The organism is Nocardia sp. FBN12, assembly GCF_054031145.1.
In genome coordinates this window covers 6131960-6148245 of record NZ_CM132926.1, presented here as the reverse complement: position 1 = coordinate 6148245, position 16286 = coordinate 6131960, and the positions used below count along the sequence as shown (strand labels likewise).

Annotated in this window: 15 protein-coding genes and 1 tRNA gene; 12 read left to right on the top strand and 4 right to left on the bottom strand. The window is 65.9% G+C overall.

Annotated features, from left to right (window positions below; all coding sequences use genetic code 11):
- The first annotated feature begins 30 nt into the window (after nt 1–30).
- Genes ACWZHB_RS29015 through ACWZHB_RS29005 form a run of 3 tightly spaced genes read left to right on the top strand, consistent with a single transcriptional unit; the run spans nt 31 to nt 4048 of the window.
- On the top strand, nt 31–1707 hold the full coding sequence (locus ACWZHB_RS29015; protein WP_427909340.1) for an ABC transporter family substrate-binding protein: 1677 nt from the start codon (nt 31–33) through the stop codon (nt 1705–1707).
- Nucleotides 1708–1739: 32 nt separating this feature from the next.
- Nucleotides 1740–3410, top strand: coding sequence for an ABC transporter family substrate-binding protein (locus ACWZHB_RS29010; protein ID WP_427904933.1), 1671 nt, complete (start codon nt 1740–1742; stop codon nt 3408–3410).
- Nucleotides 3407–4048: a hypothetical protein gene (locus ACWZHB_RS29005; RefSeq protein ID WP_427904932.1), complete on the top strand. Its 642-nt coding sequence runs from the start codon at nt 3407–3409 to the stop codon at nt 4046–4048. Before ACWZHB_RS29010 ends, ACWZHB_RS29005 begins: the two co-directional genes overlap by 4 nt.
- 75 nt (nt 4049–4123) lie before the next feature.
- Here ACWZHB_RS29005 and ACWZHB_RS29000 read toward each other — a convergent pair whose 3' ends face one another.
- Nucleotides 4124–4963 (bottom strand): hypothetical protein, encoded by an 840-nt coding sequence (locus ACWZHB_RS29000; protein ID WP_427904931.1) that lies wholly within the window; start codon nt 4961–4963, stop codon nt 4124–4126.
- Nucleotides 4929–6035, bottom strand: coding sequence for a type IV toxin-antitoxin system AbiEi family antitoxin (locus tag ACWZHB_RS28995; protein WP_427904930.1), 1107 nt, complete (start codon nt 6033–6035; stop codon nt 4929–4931). The genes ACWZHB_RS29000 and ACWZHB_RS28995 overlap by 35 nt, the downstream gene beginning before the upstream one ends.
- Nucleotides 6036–6070: 35 nt before the next feature.
- Here ACWZHB_RS28995 and ACWZHB_RS28990 point away from each other — a divergent pair, with 35 nt between their 5' ends.
- The 6 genes from ACWZHB_RS28990 (at nt 6071) to ACWZHB_RS28965 (ending at nt 12583) form a co-directional block, all read left to right on the top strand.
- Nucleotides 6071–6808, top strand: a complete 738-nt coding sequence (locus ACWZHB_RS28990) for a FadR/GntR family transcriptional regulator (RefSeq protein ID WP_427904929.1) — start codon at nt 6071–6073, stop codon at nt 6806–6808.
- Between the two features lie 18 nt (nt 6809–6826).
- Nucleotides 6827–7510, top strand: a complete 684-nt coding sequence (locus tag ACWZHB_RS28985; RefSeq protein ID WP_427904928.1) for a sterol desaturase family protein — start codon at nt 6827–6829, stop codon at nt 7508–7510.
- A gap of 126 nt (nt 7511–7636) precedes the next feature.
- On the top strand, nt 7637–9052 hold the full coding sequence (locus ACWZHB_RS28980) for an MFS transporter (RefSeq protein WP_427904927.1): 1416 nt from the start codon (nt 7637–7639) through the stop codon (nt 9050–9052).
- Between the two features lie 54 nt (nt 9053–9106).
- The gene (locus tag ACWZHB_RS28975) at nt 9107–9310 is read left to right on the top strand and encodes a heavy-metal-associated domain-containing protein (RefSeq protein ID WP_427904926.1); all 204 of its coding nucleotides are present in this window, start codon (nt 9107–9109) and stop codon (nt 9308–9310) included.
- A gap of 15 nt (nt 9311–9325) precedes the next feature.
- Nucleotides 9326–10264: a hypothetical protein gene (locus ACWZHB_RS28970; protein WP_427904925.1), complete on the top strand. Its 939-nt coding sequence runs from the start codon at nt 9326–9328 to the stop codon at nt 10262–10264.
- A gap of 63 nt (nt 10265–10327) precedes the next feature.
- Nucleotides 10328–12583, top strand: coding sequence for a heavy metal translocating P-type ATPase (locus ACWZHB_RS28965; protein ID WP_427904924.1), 2256 nt, complete (start codon nt 10328–10330; stop codon nt 12581–12583).
- Nucleotides 12584–12653: 70 nt separating this feature from the next.
- Here ACWZHB_RS28965 and ACWZHB_RS28960 read toward each other — a convergent pair whose 3' ends face one another.
- Entirely contained in the window at nt 12654–13259 is a 606-nt protein-coding gene (locus ACWZHB_RS28960; RefSeq protein WP_427904923.1) for a DUF6636 domain-containing protein, read from the bottom strand.
- Between the two features lie 108 nt (nt 13260–13367).
- Between ACWZHB_RS28960 and ACWZHB_RS28955 the strand changes: the two genes are divergently transcribed.
- Both ACWZHB_RS28955 and ACWZHB_RS28950 read left to right on the top strand, forming a co-directional pair.
- Complete coding sequence (locus ACWZHB_RS28955) at nt 13368–14024, top strand: histone deacetylase (protein WP_427904922.1); 657 nt, start codon at nt 13368–13370, stop codon at nt 14022–14024.
- A gap of 54 nt (nt 14025–14078) precedes the next feature.
- The gene (locus tag ACWZHB_RS28950) at nt 14079–15509 is read left to right on the top strand and encodes a lipase maturation factor family protein (protein ID WP_427904921.1); all 1431 of its coding nucleotides are present in this window, start codon (nt 14079–14081) and stop codon (nt 15507–15509) included.
- 34 nt (nt 15510–15543) lie between these two features.
- Here ACWZHB_RS28950 and ACWZHB_RS28945 read toward each other — a convergent pair.
- Nucleotides 15544–15615 (bottom strand) — tRNA-Gly (locus ACWZHB_RS28945).
- Nucleotides 15616–15843: 228 nt separating this feature from the next.
- Between ACWZHB_RS28945 and ACWZHB_RS28940 the strand changes: the two genes are divergently transcribed.
- Nucleotides 15844–16266, top strand: coding sequence for a hypothetical protein (locus tag ACWZHB_RS28940; protein ID WP_427904920.1), 423 nt, complete (start codon nt 15844–15846; stop codon nt 16264–16266).
- The last annotated feature ends 20 nt before the right edge of the window (nt 16267–16286 follow it).

Sequence of the window (16286 nt, the reverse complement as noted above, 5' to 3'; positions counted from 1 at the left end):
CGAGCAGGAGGTGCCATGAGAACCCGACGCATGCACGCACGCGGAGCCCGATTGCGCTGTGCCGCTGTGGTAGTGGCAGCGGGGATGATCGTGGCCGGTTGTGGGGGCGGCGGGGAGTCGGCCAGCGGTCTCAGCGATGCGATCGGCAGCACCAGTGATGTGAACCCCACCCCACGCGAGCAGCTTCGCGAGGGTGGCAACCTGCGCCTGGCCACCACCGACTACCCCGCCAACTGGAACATCCTGTCCAACGACGGCAACAACGGTGAGATCGGCGAGATCGTGTGGACGATGATGCCGCGTTCCTTCGACATCGACGCGGCGGGCCAGCTCAGCATCAACACCGATTTCTTCACCGATATCCAGCTGACCGGCACCGACCCGATGCAGGTGACGTATTCGATCAACCCGAAAGCGGTCTGGTCGGATGGTTCGCCGATCACCTGGGAGGACCTCGCCGCGCAAGCGCACGCGCTGAGCGGGCGCGACAAGAGCTACCTGATCGCGATCACCAACGGTTTCGAATTCGTCGACAAGGTGGAGCGCGGCGTCGACGACCAGCAGGCCGTCCTCACCTTCAGCAAGCCCTACGCCGACTGGCGCGGCCAGTTCTCCGGCAACTCCGCCCTCTACCCGAAGTCGGTGACCAGCACGCCGGAGGCTTTCAACACCAGCCTCACCGATGCGATCACGCTCACCGCCGGGCCGTTCATCGTCAGCGACACCGACCGCGGTCAGGGTCGAATCACCCTGGGCCGCAACCCTAAATGGTGGGGCGACAAACCAGTACTCGACACCATCACATACAGCGTGCTCGGCCACGAGTCATGGGTTCAGGCACTACAGAACAACGAAATCGACCTCATTCGCCTGACCACCATCGACGACGTGAAAACCGTGCGCGGCACCGAAGGTCTCGTCGTGCGGCGCGCTCCCGGTAATCGCTGGCGCCACATCACCTTCAACGGCGCGCCCGGCTCGATTCTGGCCGAAGAAGGGGTGCGCGTGGCGATTTCGAAGGCGATCGACCGCGTCGGCATCGTGAACGCCTTGCAGAACGGGCTGGTCGAAGACCCGAAGCCGCTGAACAACCACGTCTTCCTCCAGGGCCAAAAGGGCTACCAGGACAACAGTCTCGGCTTCGACCCCACCGCCGCCGCCGCGCAACTCGACGCGCTCGGCTGGAAACTCAACGGCGCGGTGCGCGAGAAGGACGGCCGCAAGCTGGTGATCCGCGACGTCATGTACAACGACCCCACCTGGGTCCAGGTAGCCCAGATCATCCAGCAGAACCTGGCTGCCATCGGCGTCCAGCTGAACATCGACACCAAGCCCGCCGCGGGCCTTTTCACCGACGTCATCCAGCCCGGCGACTTCGACGCCGCCCAGTACATCTACCAGGGCGACCCCTTCCCCCTGAGCAGCATCCGCCAGATCTACTACTACGACCCCAACGACCTCCAGGGCAACTACGGCCGCATCGGCTCCCCCGAACTCAACGCCCTCATCGAACAAACCCTCACCGAACTGGACCCCGCGAAGTCCATCGAGCTCGCGAACCAGGTCGACCGCAAGGTCTTCGAGGAGGGCCACTCCCTGCCCCTGATGCAGTCCGACGGCAGCGTCGGCGCCCGCACCACGCTCGCCAACATCGGCTCGCCTGGATTGGCAACCTACGACTACACCAAGATCGGCTTCGTGAAGTAGACCTCCGCCACGCGCGGAAAGGAAGGACCACTGTGCGAATTCGCGCGCTAGGTACCAAGTTCGCAGTTCCGTGCGTGGCAGTCGGCCTGATTCTGTCGGGCTGCTCCTCTGATAACGGCGTCACACCAGGCACCGCGACCATCGGCAGCACCAATGACATCAACGCTCATGATGTGGCGGATCTGCGCGATGGCGGCAATCTGCGGCTGGTGTTGAGTTCGTTCCCGGAATCGTTCAACTATCTGCACGTCGACGGCGGTACTGACAGCACCGGCGATGTGATCGAGCCGATGCTGCCGGTGGCGTACACCAGCAATGCCGCCGGTGAGCTGTCGATCAACCACGACTATTACACCGATATCCAGCTCACCGGCGACAACCCGCAGCAGGTGACCTACACGATCAATCCGAAGGCTGTGTGGACCGACGGGACGCCGATCACCTGGGAGGACATGCGATCGCAGGCGGCGGCGCTGAGCGGGCGCGACACCGCTTATCTGATGTCGTCGACCAGCGGTTTCGAGCGGGTGGAGAAGGTCGAGCGTGGTGTCGACGACCGGCAGGCGATCGTCACCTTCTCCCAGCCCTATGCCGAATGGCAGGGGCAGTTCAGCCCGCTCTATCCGAAGGCCGCCACCGAGTCCGCCGCTGCGTTCAACGACCGTGATCGCAATGGGCTCGCCGTGAGCGCGGGCCCGTTCCAGATCGGCACGCTCGATCGTGGACAGAACCGAATCACGCTGACCCGCAATCCGGCCTGGTGGGGTGCGACGCCCAAACTCGACACCATCACTTTCAGCGTGCTCGACAGTTCGGCGTGGCTGCCCGCGATCCAGAACAACGAACTCGACATCGCCTACATGTCGGGCATCGAAAATGTCACCGGCGCGAAGCAGGCAGCGGGCGTAGAGCTGCGGCGCACGCCGGAACCAAGCTGGTCACACATCACGTTCAACGGCGCGCCGGGTTCGCTGCTCGAAGATCCGCAGGTGCGGATCGCGATCTCCAAGGCGATCGACCGGCAGGGCATTGTCAACGCCGCCCAGAATGGCGTCGTCGAGGATCCGAAGCCCCTCAACAACCACATCTTCATGCAGGGGCAAAAGGGGTACCAGGACAATTCGGGACCCATCTCCTTCGACCCAACCGCCGCGGCGAAGATGCTCGACGACCTCGGATGGAAGCTCAACGGCGACGTGCGCGAGAAGGACGGCCGCCGTCTCGAACTCCGCGACGTGATGTACCAGCAGGACGGTTGGGTCCAGACCGCGCAGATCGTGCAGCAGAATCTGGCCCAGATCGGGGTGAAGCTGAACATCCAGACCATCCCGGGCAGTGGCCTTTTCAAAGATGTGATCGATCCGGGCAACTTCGAACTCGCACAATTCACGTGGGGCGGTAGCTATCTCCCCTTGGGCGCGTTGCCGCAGATCTACGCCTATGACCCGAACAACCTGCAGTCCAACAAGGCTCGGATCGGCTCACCGGAACTCAACGCCCTGATCGAGCGCACCATCGCCGAACTCGACCCGGACAAGGCGCGCGAGCTGGCGAATCAATGCGACCAGATGATCTTCGCCGAAGGCTATTCGATTCCGCTGCAACAGGCTTCGGGTACGTACGCGGCGCGGGCAGACCTCGCCAACTACGGCGCCTTCGGCCTCGCCTCGGCCGACTACACCAAGGTCGGCTTCCTGAAGTGAGTTCCGGCCCGGCGCGCGCACTCGTCTATCCGCTGCTCGTCACGAGCGGCACCCTCGCGGTCATCGCCGGGTGGGTGCCGTTTGCGGATCTCGATCAGGTGAGTGCGCTCGCGGTGGTCGGTCTCGCTGTACTCGCTTACACCGCTTATCAATTGGGGCTTGCGTTCGGGGTGTTTCCGTCAGGGTTGGTTGCGACGGGGACAGTGCGTGGTAGGCGGGTTCGGCAGCAGTATCGGCTGGTCAGTCGGTCGTGGCTGGAGATAAGCAGTGGGGATCGGATGGTGTGGCAGCCGGTTTTCTATGAGCCGGTGCTGTCGGCGCTCACTCCAACCGACCTGGAATTGACCGGGCGAGCTATCCATCATGGGGATGCGCGCTTTTATCCCTCGGGTCGTGTCCGCACCACCGAGCCGACGGGCAAGCTCGTCGACAATCCCTCGCGGCCCACCGATCCACCCGTGTTCGGGATCGCCCGCAGGCTGATCCTCGACGTCCAGCCGGCGATCGGCGCTCCGCTCGTCGGCCTGCTCTGGGTCTATGTCATGAGCGGTGGACTCGGCGCGTTCGTCGCCGCCACCACGGTCGCCGCCGCGGCCTTCACCTGGCTTTCCGCCATCCGCGGGTCCGACCCCAGCTGACCTCGTCTTTCTACCTCGTGACTATTCCTGTGATGCGTTCATTCCGAATGAACAGCGAACTAGAATGAACTCGAGTCATCGGTCCGACGTGCCGGAGTCCGTCGACAACCGCGGTTCGCGCTCGCCGATCCCTCTGGTCAGCGCGATGAGTCGCTCGTGCGACCGATCGAAGACTCCACGCATGTCCCGAGCAAGACGGACCTGCAGCGGAGGATCCTGAACCATCGCTCTGACCTGGGCTAGTTCAGGTACACCGAGGAGGGCCGCGATAGCGTTGCCAATCCTGTGGGCGCCTGCTAGCGCAGTGTCGTAGTCATACATCTCGACTAAGCCGAAATGGCTCTCGTACAACTCCTCGAGGAGCTGCGCCGTGTCACTCCATTCGAGCATCGTCCGCAGGTCGACCGCATCCTTCGTACTGGTCCAGTGCCGGTCGAACCACGCGACCAGTTTCAAAAGCACCTGCGCGGCGATCGAAGGGATTCGGACCACGAGTTGACCAGGGAGCAAGACTGTCTCCGCAGAGCCGAAAGCTTCACGGAATCCCAGCGTGTTCATCGTGAAATCACCCGGCCAAGCGACAGTCCGGTCAGCGGCTTCGATCGCACCACAGGGGATGATATCGACGGGAATGCCACCGATGGCGATCCGATGCGAATGCCGATCTTGGGCGCCGAACATCGAACCGAGTTGCCACACTTCGTCCCAGTCTGCAACGCCGACGGCGATATCCACGTCATGGGTTGCTCGTTCGGGAGTCGCACCGGTAATGCTGTGCGCCAACATGTTCCGTGCAGTAGCGCCGACAACCAGGAAGTCGACTCCGGTCCGGCTTGCGACAGCGTCCAATTCTCGAAGGACTGTTGCAGCCAGGTTGATCTCAAGATCTGTCGATCTCGACAAGTCGAGGGTCACCTTTTCTGATCCTTTCAGCATGAGCGCGTTGACGCGAATCGCCAGATGCCCACATGTCGGCAAAGATCAACGTGCTCGGCACCAGCGGATCAAGTGGCTCAGTCGGCCTCCAAAACCGCTGTCGAATAATCACATTCGGTTCGTCACCGGCACGATGCCACCGACGCTCGGCGGCGAGCGCTCGGGGCAGGACGTCCACATAGAGGATGCCTGTCGTCGAGCGGAGCTCGGAATCCAGTTGCGAGCCCGCCGCTTCACCTCCTAATTGCGCCCTCTCGACAAGAAGGGCAGACATCGCTTCCAACCACCAGGCATTGGAGTTGTCGGCGAAATCCGCCATGCTGATCCGTGGCACGACAGCAGTGGAAAATGCCTCTGTCCAGCGGTCAAGTAGCTCGCGCCCATTTAGAAGCTGCCGTCGTTCACCGACCGACGCCACATAGCCACTGCGTTCCAGCTCGCTCATGACGATCTGTGCGGTTCCGAGAGACGTCCCACTGCGCTCGGCAATATAGCGCAAGGGCATGTTGATCGCATCGCTCCAGCTGAGCAGCGTGAACAGCACCTTCGCACCTGCTGGGCTGAATGCTCGTGGAGCGCGTGCGGACGCTGGTCTCGCCGTGGAGCGTCCCGAATTGCCTACGACGCACACATACAGCGATGGCCAGGCAAGGGTCATGTTGCCGACCGTGTCTACAAAGTCGATTTCGCGGCGCTGCAGAACTTCTGCCGCCTCACGCGAAATATGTGGTGCTACCAGGAGCAGTGGTAGCTCGGTCGACGGCAGCGCACGAGCGACCGAGCTGGTGATTCGTCCGCGGATTTCAACGGCATACGTTCGATCACCGCGCGAGCCCGCATCGAGGCGCGCGATCAGATCGGAACCGGAGCCAGGCCGCTCAGTGGTCTCCAATGTCTCGAAGGAAATTCCACGGGCATCGAGATGGCTCATCGCCGCGTCAAGGATGTTCATCATTCCTTGACGTTCATTCAAGGTGAACATGAGTAGATAATGAACGTTCGAGACGGGATGCGCAAGCATACGATAGCCCTCGGCGACTGGTATGACCACTTGACCTCCTGACCTATTCGCGGCACGATGGGGGTATGGCGTGGACTCCTGTGGTGAAGCGGTCGGTTTCCGGTGATGTGTTCGAGCAGATCGCCGCCGAGGTGCTGGGTGGGGAGTTGGCGGTGGGCAGCACGTTGCCGAGTGAGCGGCAGTTGGCCGAGGCGTTGGGGGTATCACGGCCCGCGGTACGGGAGGCGTTGCAGCGGTTGGCGGCGGCGGGGCTGGTTGCCGTGCGGCAAGGCGAGGCGACGACTGTGCTCGATTATCGGCGCAGCGCTGGGCTGGAGGTGCTGCCGCGACTGTTGCTCCGGGGGGATTCCATCGATCCGGCGGTGGCTCGCAGCATTCTCGAGGCGCGGTTGCACAACGGGCCGAAGATCGCCGAGCTCGCCGCCGCGCGGGTTCGATCGCGGGGGGCCGTCGAGCCGCGGATCGAGGGCGAATTGGCGCTGCTGGGCGAATCCGCCGATTCGCTTGCCGCCGAATCGGATCCACTGCTCCAGCAGCGGATAGCGCTCGAATTCTGGGACCACATCCTCGATCTCGCCGATTCGATCGCCTTTCGGCTGATGTATTCCATGCTGCGCGCCGCCTATGAACCCGCATTGGCCGCGCTGGCGCCGATCATGTCCGCCGAGGTGGGCAACGCCGACGCCTATCGAGACCTGGCCGCCGCGATCGCCGCGGGCGAGCCGGAACGGGCCGCCGACACCGCCCGAGCACTGCTCGAGCCGGCGACCACCGCCCTCATCTCCGCCCTCGACGGGGCATGATCCACCCGAGGAAACACCATGATGAATGACCGTCCGACAACGACGTCGCACTCCGCCCGCACGGTCCGCCGCAGCTTGACGTTGCGCGCGGCGGCGCACGAATTCCTTCGGCATCCGTCTCCGTGGATGATCGCCACGGTATTCGTCGCCACGCTGGCAGCCCGATTCGCGGTCGGTGATTGGCAGCTCACCGACGCCATGGTCCCGGTGGTGATCGCGGCCATGTTCCCGCTCATCGAGTGGATCATCCACGTCACCGTGTTGCACTGGCGACCAAGGCATCTCGGACCCCTGACCATCGACAGCGAGCTGGCCCGCAAACACCGCGAGCACCACGTCGACCCCCGTGACATCCCACTGATCTTCATTCCGCCGAAGTCGCTGTTGCTCACCATCGTCGCCCTGGTCGCGATCGCCCTACTTGCCTTCCCTCGCACAGGCCTCGGACTCACCTTCCTGCTGACCATCACCACACTCGGCCTGCTCTACGAGTGGACCCACTACCTGATTCACACCGACTACAAGCCCCAACATGCGCTGTACCGGGCTATTTGGCGCAACCACCGCCATCACCACTACAAGAACGAGCACTACTGGTTCACCGTGACCACCTCCGGCACCGCCGACCGCGTACTCGGCACCGCCCCGGACCCCGCCACGACTCCGACCTCCCCCACGGCGCGCAACCTTCACGCCGACTAGTTCCGGGCAGCACTCCGACCCGGCTCGCATCGTCACGCGAGCCGGGTTTTTGCTTGACAAGTTAATACCCTAGGGGGGTATGGTACCGAGCACACGAGATGCATTCCGCTCGAAAGGACGAAAGTCGTGACTACGCAATCGCAATCCACCCGGAAGTGGTGGGCGCTGGCGGTGATCGCCGCCGCGCAGTTCATGGTCATCATGGACACTTCGATCATCGGGATCGCGCTGCCGAAGATGCAGGCCGAGCTCGGGTTCACGCCGGGGAATCTGACGTGGGTGTTCAACGCCTACGTGGTTGCCTTCGGCGGCCTGCTGCTGCTCGGTGGCAGGCTCTCCGACCTGCTCGGCGCTCGCCGGGTATTCGCCGCGGGGTGGGTGGTACTGGGCATCGGCTCCGTCATCGCCGGTGCCGCGGGCAATGTCGGCGTCGAGCTGGCGGGGCGGGCGATCCAAGGCGGTGGCGCGGCGCTGATCGCACCTTCCGCGCTCACCCTGCTGATGATGCTGTTCGGCGGCTCACCGAAGGAACTCACCAAGGCGCTCGCCGTATATGGCGCGGCCGCACCCGCGGGTGGTACCGCAGGCGTGTTCCTCGGTGGCGTGATCACCGAATACATCAGCTGGCCCTGGGTCTTCTACATCAACATTCCGATCGCGGTGCTCGCGCTGATCGCCGTGCCACTGCTGATGCCCGCCGCACCGGCCAGGAAGGGATCCATCGATATCGCCGGATCCGTCACTGTGACAGCCGGTTTGGCGGCCGCGGTGTACGCGATCGTGCAGGCACCGGAGGTCGGTTGGGCGTCGGGTGAGACCTTGGGTGTGCTGGCCCTGGCCGCCGCACTGCTGGCCGGCTTCGTCGCCATCCAGTCCCGGCGCAACGAGCCGCTCATGCGGCTGAGCATCTTCCGCGCACCGAACCTCGCCGCTGCCAACTTCGCGCAGTTCGCGCTGGCCGCCGCGTGGGTGCCGATGTGGTTCTTCCTCAACCTGCATCTGCAGCAGGTGCTCGGGTACAGCGCGTTCCCCTCGGGTGCGGCACTGCTGCCGATGACCACGCTGATCATGCTCGGCATGGTGGTGCTCGCCCCGAAGGCGATGCAGCGGTTCGGTGCCAAGCCGATGATCGTCACCGGCCTGATCGTGCTCGGCCTCGGGCTCGGGGTCATGTCGCTGGTGCGGCCGACCGGCAACTTCTGGGTCGACGTGCTGCCCGCCTCGCTGATAGCCGCGGGGGGTATGTCGCTGGCGTTCATCCCCTCGCTCGGCACCGCCATCTCGGCGGCGCGACCCGAGGAAGGCGGGCTCGCCTCGGGCATCGTCAACGTGAGCTACCAGGTGGGTTCCGCGCTCGGCCTTGCCGCGATGACGGCGGTGGCTGCCGCGTTCGGCGCGGGGAAGCTCGGCGACGCCTCGGCGCTGACCGACGGCTACTCCGCGGCCTTCCTCGGGGCCGGGGTACTGGCACTGGCCGGTGCGGGTATCACCGCCGCGGTCATGCGCACCCCGGCGGCGGACAAAGCCGACGCGACTGTTTGACAAAGTACCCTAGGGGGGTATGGTAATAATCAAGAGCGAAACGAGGAGAGTTCCATGAGCACCACCACCGTCACCGTCAACGGCATGACCTGCGGTTGCTGTGTCAACAAGGTCCGCGACAAGGTCGGCGCCCTGCCCGGCGTCACCGGTGTCGACGTCGACCTGGCCGACGGTTCGGTGACCATCGAAGGCACCGAACCCGAACGCACCGCCCTCGCCGACGCCGTCACCGCGGCCGGCTTCCAACTCGCAGACTGAAAGCGGAGCATCCCGATGAACGCAACAGGCAAGTTCGCCGGATTCACCCTCGGCCTCGCGGCGGTCTTCGGGATCGCTCTGGCGGCCGGCGCCCTGGTCGGTCCGGAACCCTCCGAACCGGCCGGGCACGGCGAACACTCGACCACGGCGGCACCGTCCGCCGATCTACCCGGCGGGCTGCTCGCCACGGATCAGGGCTACACGCTCGCCCTGGACAAGCCGAACACCACCACCAGCCCACAATCGCCGACCAGCTTTCGCATCCTCGACGCGAACGGCGCACCGGTCACGAAGTACGTGAACAGCCACGACAAGGACCTGCACCTGATCGTGGTCCGCCGCGACATGGCGGGCTTCCAGCACGTCCACCCGGTGCTCGATCCGGCCGGGACCTGGACCGTTCCGCTGAACCTCAGCCGGGGCGGTGACTACCGGGTCTATGCCGACTTCACCCCCGAGGGCGGGTCGAACCTGACACTCGGCGCCGATCTGCGGGTCGCGGGCAACTACGACGTGCAGGCGCTCCCTGCCCCCGCCACCACCGCCCAGGTCGGCGAGTACACGGTCGCGCTGAACGGCACGGTCACCCCGGGCACGGCATCGCAGGTGACGCTCTCGGTCAGCCGCAACGGCGCACCGGTCACCGACCTCCAGCCCTACCTCGGCGCCTATGGTCACCTGGTCGCACTCCGTGCCGCCGACCTCGCCTACCTGCATGTTCACCCGGAGGGGACACCGGGCGACGGGGTCACCCCCGCCGGCCCCGGCATCGACTTCGTGGTGAACGCACCGAGCACCGGCGACTACCGCCTGTTCCTGGACTTCCAGCACCAGGGCGTGGTCCGCACCGCCGAGTTCACCGTGAACGTCGCCACGCCGAACGCCACCGGCGCAGGCAACCCCGCCCCAACCAGCACACCCGCCGACCACGGCACCCCCGGCCACGGCCACTGACCCCACCCTTTTCACCCGCTATCTCTGGCGCAAGAATTGCTATCAGGAACGAAGGAGCACCCCATGACCACCGTGACACACCCACCGGGCACCGGCCAGGTAGAACTGGTGATCGGTGGCATGACGTGCGCTTCCTGCGCGAACCGGATCGAGAAGAAGCTCAACAAGCTCGACGGGGTCACCGCCACGGTCAACTACGCGACCGAGAAGGCACGCGTCGACTTCACCGGTGACGTCTCCCCCGAGGAACTGATCTCCACCGTCGAGCAAGCCGGCTACACCGCGGCACTCCCCGCGCCGAAGAAGCCGGAGACCACCGACGAGCCCGCCGCCGAAGCTGACCCCACCGCGACGCTGCGCACCCGCCTGCTGGTCTCGCTGGTCCTCACCGTCCCGGTGATCGCCATGGCGATGATCCCCGCACTGCAGTTCACCAACTGGCAGTGGCTCTCGCTCACGTTGGCCGCGCCGGTCGTGGTCTGGGGCGCGCTGCCCTTCCACAAGGCAGCGTGGACCAACCTCAAGCACGGCACCGCCACCATGGACACGCTGGTGTCGATGGGCACGCTCGCCGCGCTCGGCTGGTCGCTGTATGCCCTGTTCTGGGGCACGGCGGGCACGCCGGGGATGACGCACCCGTTCGAATTCACCGTCGCCAGGATGGACGGCTCCGGCAACATCTACCTCGAAGCCGCGGCGGGTGTGACCACGTTCATCCTGGCCGGACGCTACTTCGAAGCACGGTCCAAGCGCCGCGCGGGCGCGGCGCTGAAGGCGTTGCTCGAGATGGGCGCCAAGGATGTCGCCGTGCTGCGCGGTGGGGTCGAGACGCGAATTCCGGTGGAGCAGTTGGTCGTCGGTGATGAGTTCATCGTGCGGCCGGGCGAGAAGATCGCCACCGACGGTGTGATCACCGAGGGCACGTCGGCGGTCGACGCGTCCATGCTGACCGGCGAGTCCGTGCCGGTGGAGGTCGGCGTCGACGACGGCGTCACCGGCGCCACCGTGAATGTCGGCGGCCGACTCGTCGTGCGTGCCACCAGAATCGGCGCCGACACCCAACTCGCCCAGATGGCACAGCTCGTCGAGGACGCGCAGACCGGTAAGGCGCAGGCACAGCGGCTGGCCGACAAGATCTCCGGCATCTTCGTCCCGATCGTCATCGCGCTCGCCGTCGCCACGCTCGGATTCTGGCTCGGCACAGGCGGTTCCATCGCGGCGGCCTTCACCGCAGGCGTGGCGGTGCTGATCATCGCCTGCCCCTGCGCCCTCGGCCTTGCCACCCCGACCGCGCTGATGGTCGGCACCGGACGCGGCGCACAGCTCGGCATCCTGATCAAGGGACCCGAGGTGCTGGAATCGACCCGCAAGGTCGACACCATCGTGCTGGACAAGACCGGCACCGTCACCACCGGCAAGATGACGCTGCTCGACGTGATCCCCGCCGACGGCGAACTGAGTGACAAGGTGCTGGAACTCGCTGGTGCGCTGGAGGATTCGTCGGAGCACCCGATCGCACAGGCGATCGCCAAGGGCGCACGCGACGAGTTCGGCACACTGGCCTCGGTGGAGGGCTTCGCCAATGTCGAGGGCCTCGGCGTGCAGGGCGTGGTCGACGGGCACGCGGTGATCGTCGGCCGGGCACGACTGCTGGCCGACTGGTCGCAGCCGCTCGACGAGAAGCTGGAAACCGCACTGGCGGAAGCGGAATCGGCAGGTAAGACCGGGGTCGCGATCGGCTGGGACGGTAAGGCGCGCGGCGTGCTGGTTGTCGCCGATGCCGTGAAACCGACGTCGGCGCAGGCCATCGCGCAGTTCCGCGAGCTCGGCCTGACACCGATCCTGCTCACCGGTGACAATGCCCGCGCGGCCCGCACCATCGGCGACGAGGTCGGCATCGACGAGGTCATCGCCGAGGTGCTGCCGCAGGACAAGGTCGAGACCGTCAAGCGGCTGCAGGCCGAGGGCAAGGTCGTCGCCATGGTCGGTGACGGCGTCAACGACGCGGCCGCCCTGGCCCAGGCCGACCTCGGCCTGTCGATGGGCACCGGCACCGACGTCGCCATCGAGGCCAGCGACCTCACCCTCGTCCGCGGTGACTTGCGCGCCGCCGCCGACGCGATCCGCCTGTCGCGGCGCACCCTGGCCACGATCAAGGGCAACCTGTTCTGGGCGTTCGCCTACAACGTGGCCGCGATCCCGCTGGCCATGGCGGGCCTGCTCAACCCGATGCTGGCCGGTGCCGCGATGGCGTTCAGCTCGGTCTTCGTGGTGAGCAACAGCCTGCGCCTGCGCCGGTTCAAGTCGACCGCGCAGTAGGCCGACACCAAGAGGCGAGGTCCGTAGCGATCCGGACCTCGCCTCTTTCCGGTCGCCCAGGTGATCGGAATCAGAACAGGTACTGCTGGTCGGCCGCGATGAAGAAGCCGTGGCCCGCGGCGTCGCAGCGGACGCCCTGCTCGGTGGAGGTGCAGGCGACACCGCGGGCGACGAGCGTGTCGCCGTAGTGCAGGGTCGCGCCGCCGCCCTTGTTGGTGCCGTCGACCGGTTCGCCGATGAAGATGCCCTGGCTGGTGCAGAGGAACTCCGACTTGCCGCCTGCGGCGTGCACGGCGACCTTCCGGTCGGGGGCGTCGGAACAGTTGGGAAGTTGTGGCGGAATGACATCGGCGTGCGAGAGCTGGCAACCGACGCCGAACGGGGCGTCGACCAGAATGCCGCACATGATGTTGCCGGTGGGTGATTGGAAGTAGAAGTTGTCGCGCTGCTGGTAGTCGCGGGCGTCGACGGTGGCGTCGTCGCGGGAGGGCAGGCCGGTCGGGCCGGGGGCTACCGTGACGTCGGGGCCGACAGTCGGTTCGGCCTCGGCCGTGGGTGCGGACGAGCCCGCGGGTTGGGTCACGGCGGGTTGCGCGGCCGATCCCTGGTCACTGTCACAGGCGGCGAGTCCCCCCGCCAGCGCCACCAGCGCGGCCACCACGATCGCTGATCTCATGATCTTTTCTCCCCTCGAAATCCTCCCGACCCGTTCGAAGGAAGAATCGAAAGCAGGCGTGAATCCGTTTCCCGCACGCACCGACTGTGACCGACCCGAGGTGAGGCCGTGACCCCCGCTCAGCACGTCTGGTACGCCGCGTACGGCTCCAACCTGCACGCCGAGCGGTTCGACTACTACCGCGAGGGCGGCACTCCACCCGGGACCGACCACACCTACCCGGGGTTCCGTGATCGGTCCGCACCGGCCGCGGTGACGGCGATCGACCTGCCTGGGAGCCTGTATTTCGCCTGGCAGAGCCCGGTCTGGACGGGTGGGGTCGGGTTCTATGCCCCACGTCCGCCCGCAGATTGGCCGATCGGTGTGGCGGCGCGGGGGTATCTGCTGACCGTCGGTCAATTCGGTGATCTGCTGGCGCAGGAGATGTATCGAACACCGACCGCGGACTTCGATCCCGCGCCGGTCCTCGCTGAAGGTTCGGTGCGGCTCGGGCCGGGGCGGTACGAAACGGTGGTGCACGCGGGTACGCGCGACGGGATCCCCGTTCTCACCTTCACTTCGCCCTGGGATCCGGAAACTGTCGCGCTGCAACGTCCTTCGGCGCGATATCTGACGATGATCGGCACCGGCCTGCGCGAATCCCACGGCTGGAGCATGGATCGCGTCGTCGAGTACCTGCGCGTGCGGCCGGGGATCGCCGAGCATTGGCACGAAGCCGATCTGCGGGGCGCACTGCTCGGTGGCACCGGACTCGCGCCACCCTAGATTTTCGCCGGACCGATCGCGGGTACCCCTTCGTTGCGGGACGGGAGCACACGGATGGAGTGGTTCACGGCACCGGAGTACTGGCAGGGCAGGCTGATCTTCCAGCGTGGCCTGGCGGTGATCTACGCCCTCGCGTTCCTGGCGGCGGCGCTGCAGTTCCGCGCACTGCTCGGTGCGCGCGGGATGCTGCCCATCCCGCGATACCTGGCCCGGGCCCCGTTCCGCCGGTCACCGAGCCTGTTCCACCTGCACTATTCCGATCGGTTCTACGCCGGTATCGCCTGGTTCGGCGTGGTGCTCGCGGTGGCTGTCGCGCTGGGCGCCGCCGATCTGGTGCCGCTGTGGGCGGCGATGGCGCTGTGGTTCGCGCTGTGGGTGCTGTACCTGTCGATCGTCAATGTCGGGCAGGCCTGGTACTCGTTCGGCTGGGAATCGTTGCTGCTCGAGGCCGGCTTCCTGGCGATCTTCCTCGGCAACGACACGGTCGAGCCGCCGCTGCTCGTGCTGCTGGCCGCGCGCTGGCTGCTGTTCCGGGTGGAATTCGGGGCCGGGCTGATCAAGATGCGGGGCGATCGATGCTGGCGCGACCTGACCTGCCTGTATTACCACCACGAGACCCAGCCCATGCCCGGTCCGCTGAGCTGGTTCTTCCACCATCTGCCAAGGCCGCTGCACCGGGTGGAGGTCGCCGCCAATCATGTCGCCCAGCTGATCGTGCCGTTCGGGCTGTTCGCGCCGCAGCCGGTGGCGAGCGTGGCGGCGGGCATCATCATCGTCACGCAGTTGTGGCTGGTGCTCTCGGGCAATTTCGCCTGGCTGAACTGGGTGACCCTGCTCCTGGCGACGACCGCCGTCAGCGCGTATCCGGTGCTGCCGGACGCGCCGCAGGTCGCCGAGCCGCCCTCGTGGTTCCTCGGGGCGGTCATCGCCTTCGTCGCGATGGTGGTTGTCCTGAGCTACTGGCCGGTGCGCAACCTGCTGTCCGCGCGGCAGGCGATGAATGCCTCGTTCGACCCGTTGCACCTGGTCAACACCTATGGCGCGTTCGGCAGTATCACGCGGGTCCGCGAGGAGATCGTCCTCGAGGGCACCGACGCCACACACCTCGGGCCGGAGACCGTGTGGCGCGAATACGAGTTCAAGGGCAAGCCGGGTGACCCGCGGTATCGCCCCCGCCAGTGGGCGCCGTATCACCTGCGGCTGGACTGGCTGATGTGGTTCGCCGCGCTCTCCCCCGCCTACGCGCGATCATGGGCATTGCCGCTGGTCATCCGGCTGCTCGACAATGACCCCGACACCCTGCGCCTGCTGCGGCACTGCCCCTTCCCCGACGCACCGCCGCACTACCTACGCGCCCGGCTGTACGAATACCACTTCAGTACGCCCGCCGAGCTGTTCCGCGAGCGGATCTGGTGGCGCCGGACCCTGATCGGCGAGTTCCTGCCGCCGCTGAGTCACGAACGCCTCGAACGGCGCAGGCAATGAGAAAAGCCCGGCACGATGGCCGGGCTTTTCGTTGAGCGGATGACGAGATTCGAACTCGCGACCCTCACCTTGGCAAGGTGATGCGCTACCACTGCGCCACATCCGCGTGCCTTCCGAAGCCGAACCGGCGACCGCCGGTGACTTCGTCGTGCGAGAAGGAACTCTAGCGCGAAACCCCCCGAACTACGAAATCCGGGCTCACCCGCGACCGGCGGCGGCGGTGAGATCCGGCGCGAGCCGGCACCGTTAAGCAGGTCACAAGGATGCGGAAAAGGCTGCGGGGGAGGGTTTTTCGCAGGGCGGCTGAAGCCGCGGGAATCATGGGAGAGACGGTATGAAGACTCTGGGGATGATCGCGGCGGGCGTTGCGTTGACGGCGATGACCGTGCTGGGGGCCGGGCCCGCGCAGGCCGACTTCGCCGATCAGGTGGAGGCCACCGACAACGGGGAGAACGTGGAGGACGAGGGGTTCGGGGAGTACGCGGTCAGCCGTACCGATCCGGGGTCGTGCCTGGTGGTGCAGAACCACACCGGCGGGCGGGTGACGTTGCGGTTGAACTACCCCGCCAGTGGTGGGAAGTGGCAGTTCAACCACGATCAGATCGGTGTGCTGGTGCACAAGGGCAAGCTGGTGACCTCCCCGTCCGGGAACTGGAATGTGCGGACGAACCCGCCGATCAGGTTCGACTGGGTCTACGACCGCAGTATGAACAGGCAAAAGGGTTGCAATGGATCGTGGCTGCTGACGATGAACTGAGCCGGCGGGGTCCGGTTCGC

What these genes read in the sequence shown, in the direction of transcription:
- ACWZHB_RS28975 (WP_427904926.1), top strand. Translation starts at nt 9,107, where the DNA reads ATGAGCACCACCACCGTCACCGTCAACGGCATGACCTGCGGTTGCTGT.
- ACWZHB_RS28985 (WP_427904928.1), top strand. Translation starts at nt 6,827, where the DNA reads ATGATGAATGACCGTCCGACAACGACGTCGCACTCCGCCCGCACGGTC.
- ACWZHB_RS28960 (WP_427904923.1), bottom strand. Translation starts at nt 13,259, where the DNA reads ATGAGATCAGCGATCGTGGTGGCCGCGCTGGTGGCGCTGGCGGGGGGA.
- ACWZHB_RS28940 (WP_427904920.1), top strand. Translation starts at nt 15,844, where the DNA reads ATGAAGACTCTGGGGATGATCGCGGCGGGCGTTGCGTTGACGGCGATG.
- ACWZHB_RS28965 (WP_427904924.1), top strand. Translation starts at nt 10,328, where the DNA reads ATGACCACCGTGACACACCCACCGGGCACCGGCCAGGTAGAACTGGTG.
- ACWZHB_RS28950 (WP_427904921.1), top strand. Translation starts at nt 14,079, where the DNA reads ATGGAGTGGTTCACGGCACCGGAGTACTGGCAGGGCAGGCTGATCTTC.
- ACWZHB_RS29015 (WP_427909340.1), top strand. Translation starts at nt 31, where the DNA reads ATGCACGCACGCGGAGCCCGATTGCGCTGTGCCGCTGTGGTAGTGGCA.
- ACWZHB_RS28990 (WP_427904929.1), top strand. Translation starts at nt 6,071, where the DNA reads ATGGCGTGGACTCCTGTGGTGAAGCGGTCGGTTTCCGGTGATGTGTTC.
- ACWZHB_RS28970 (WP_427904925.1), top strand. Translation starts at nt 9,326, where the DNA reads ATGAACGCAACAGGCAAGTTCGCCGGATTCACCCTCGGCCTCGCGGCG.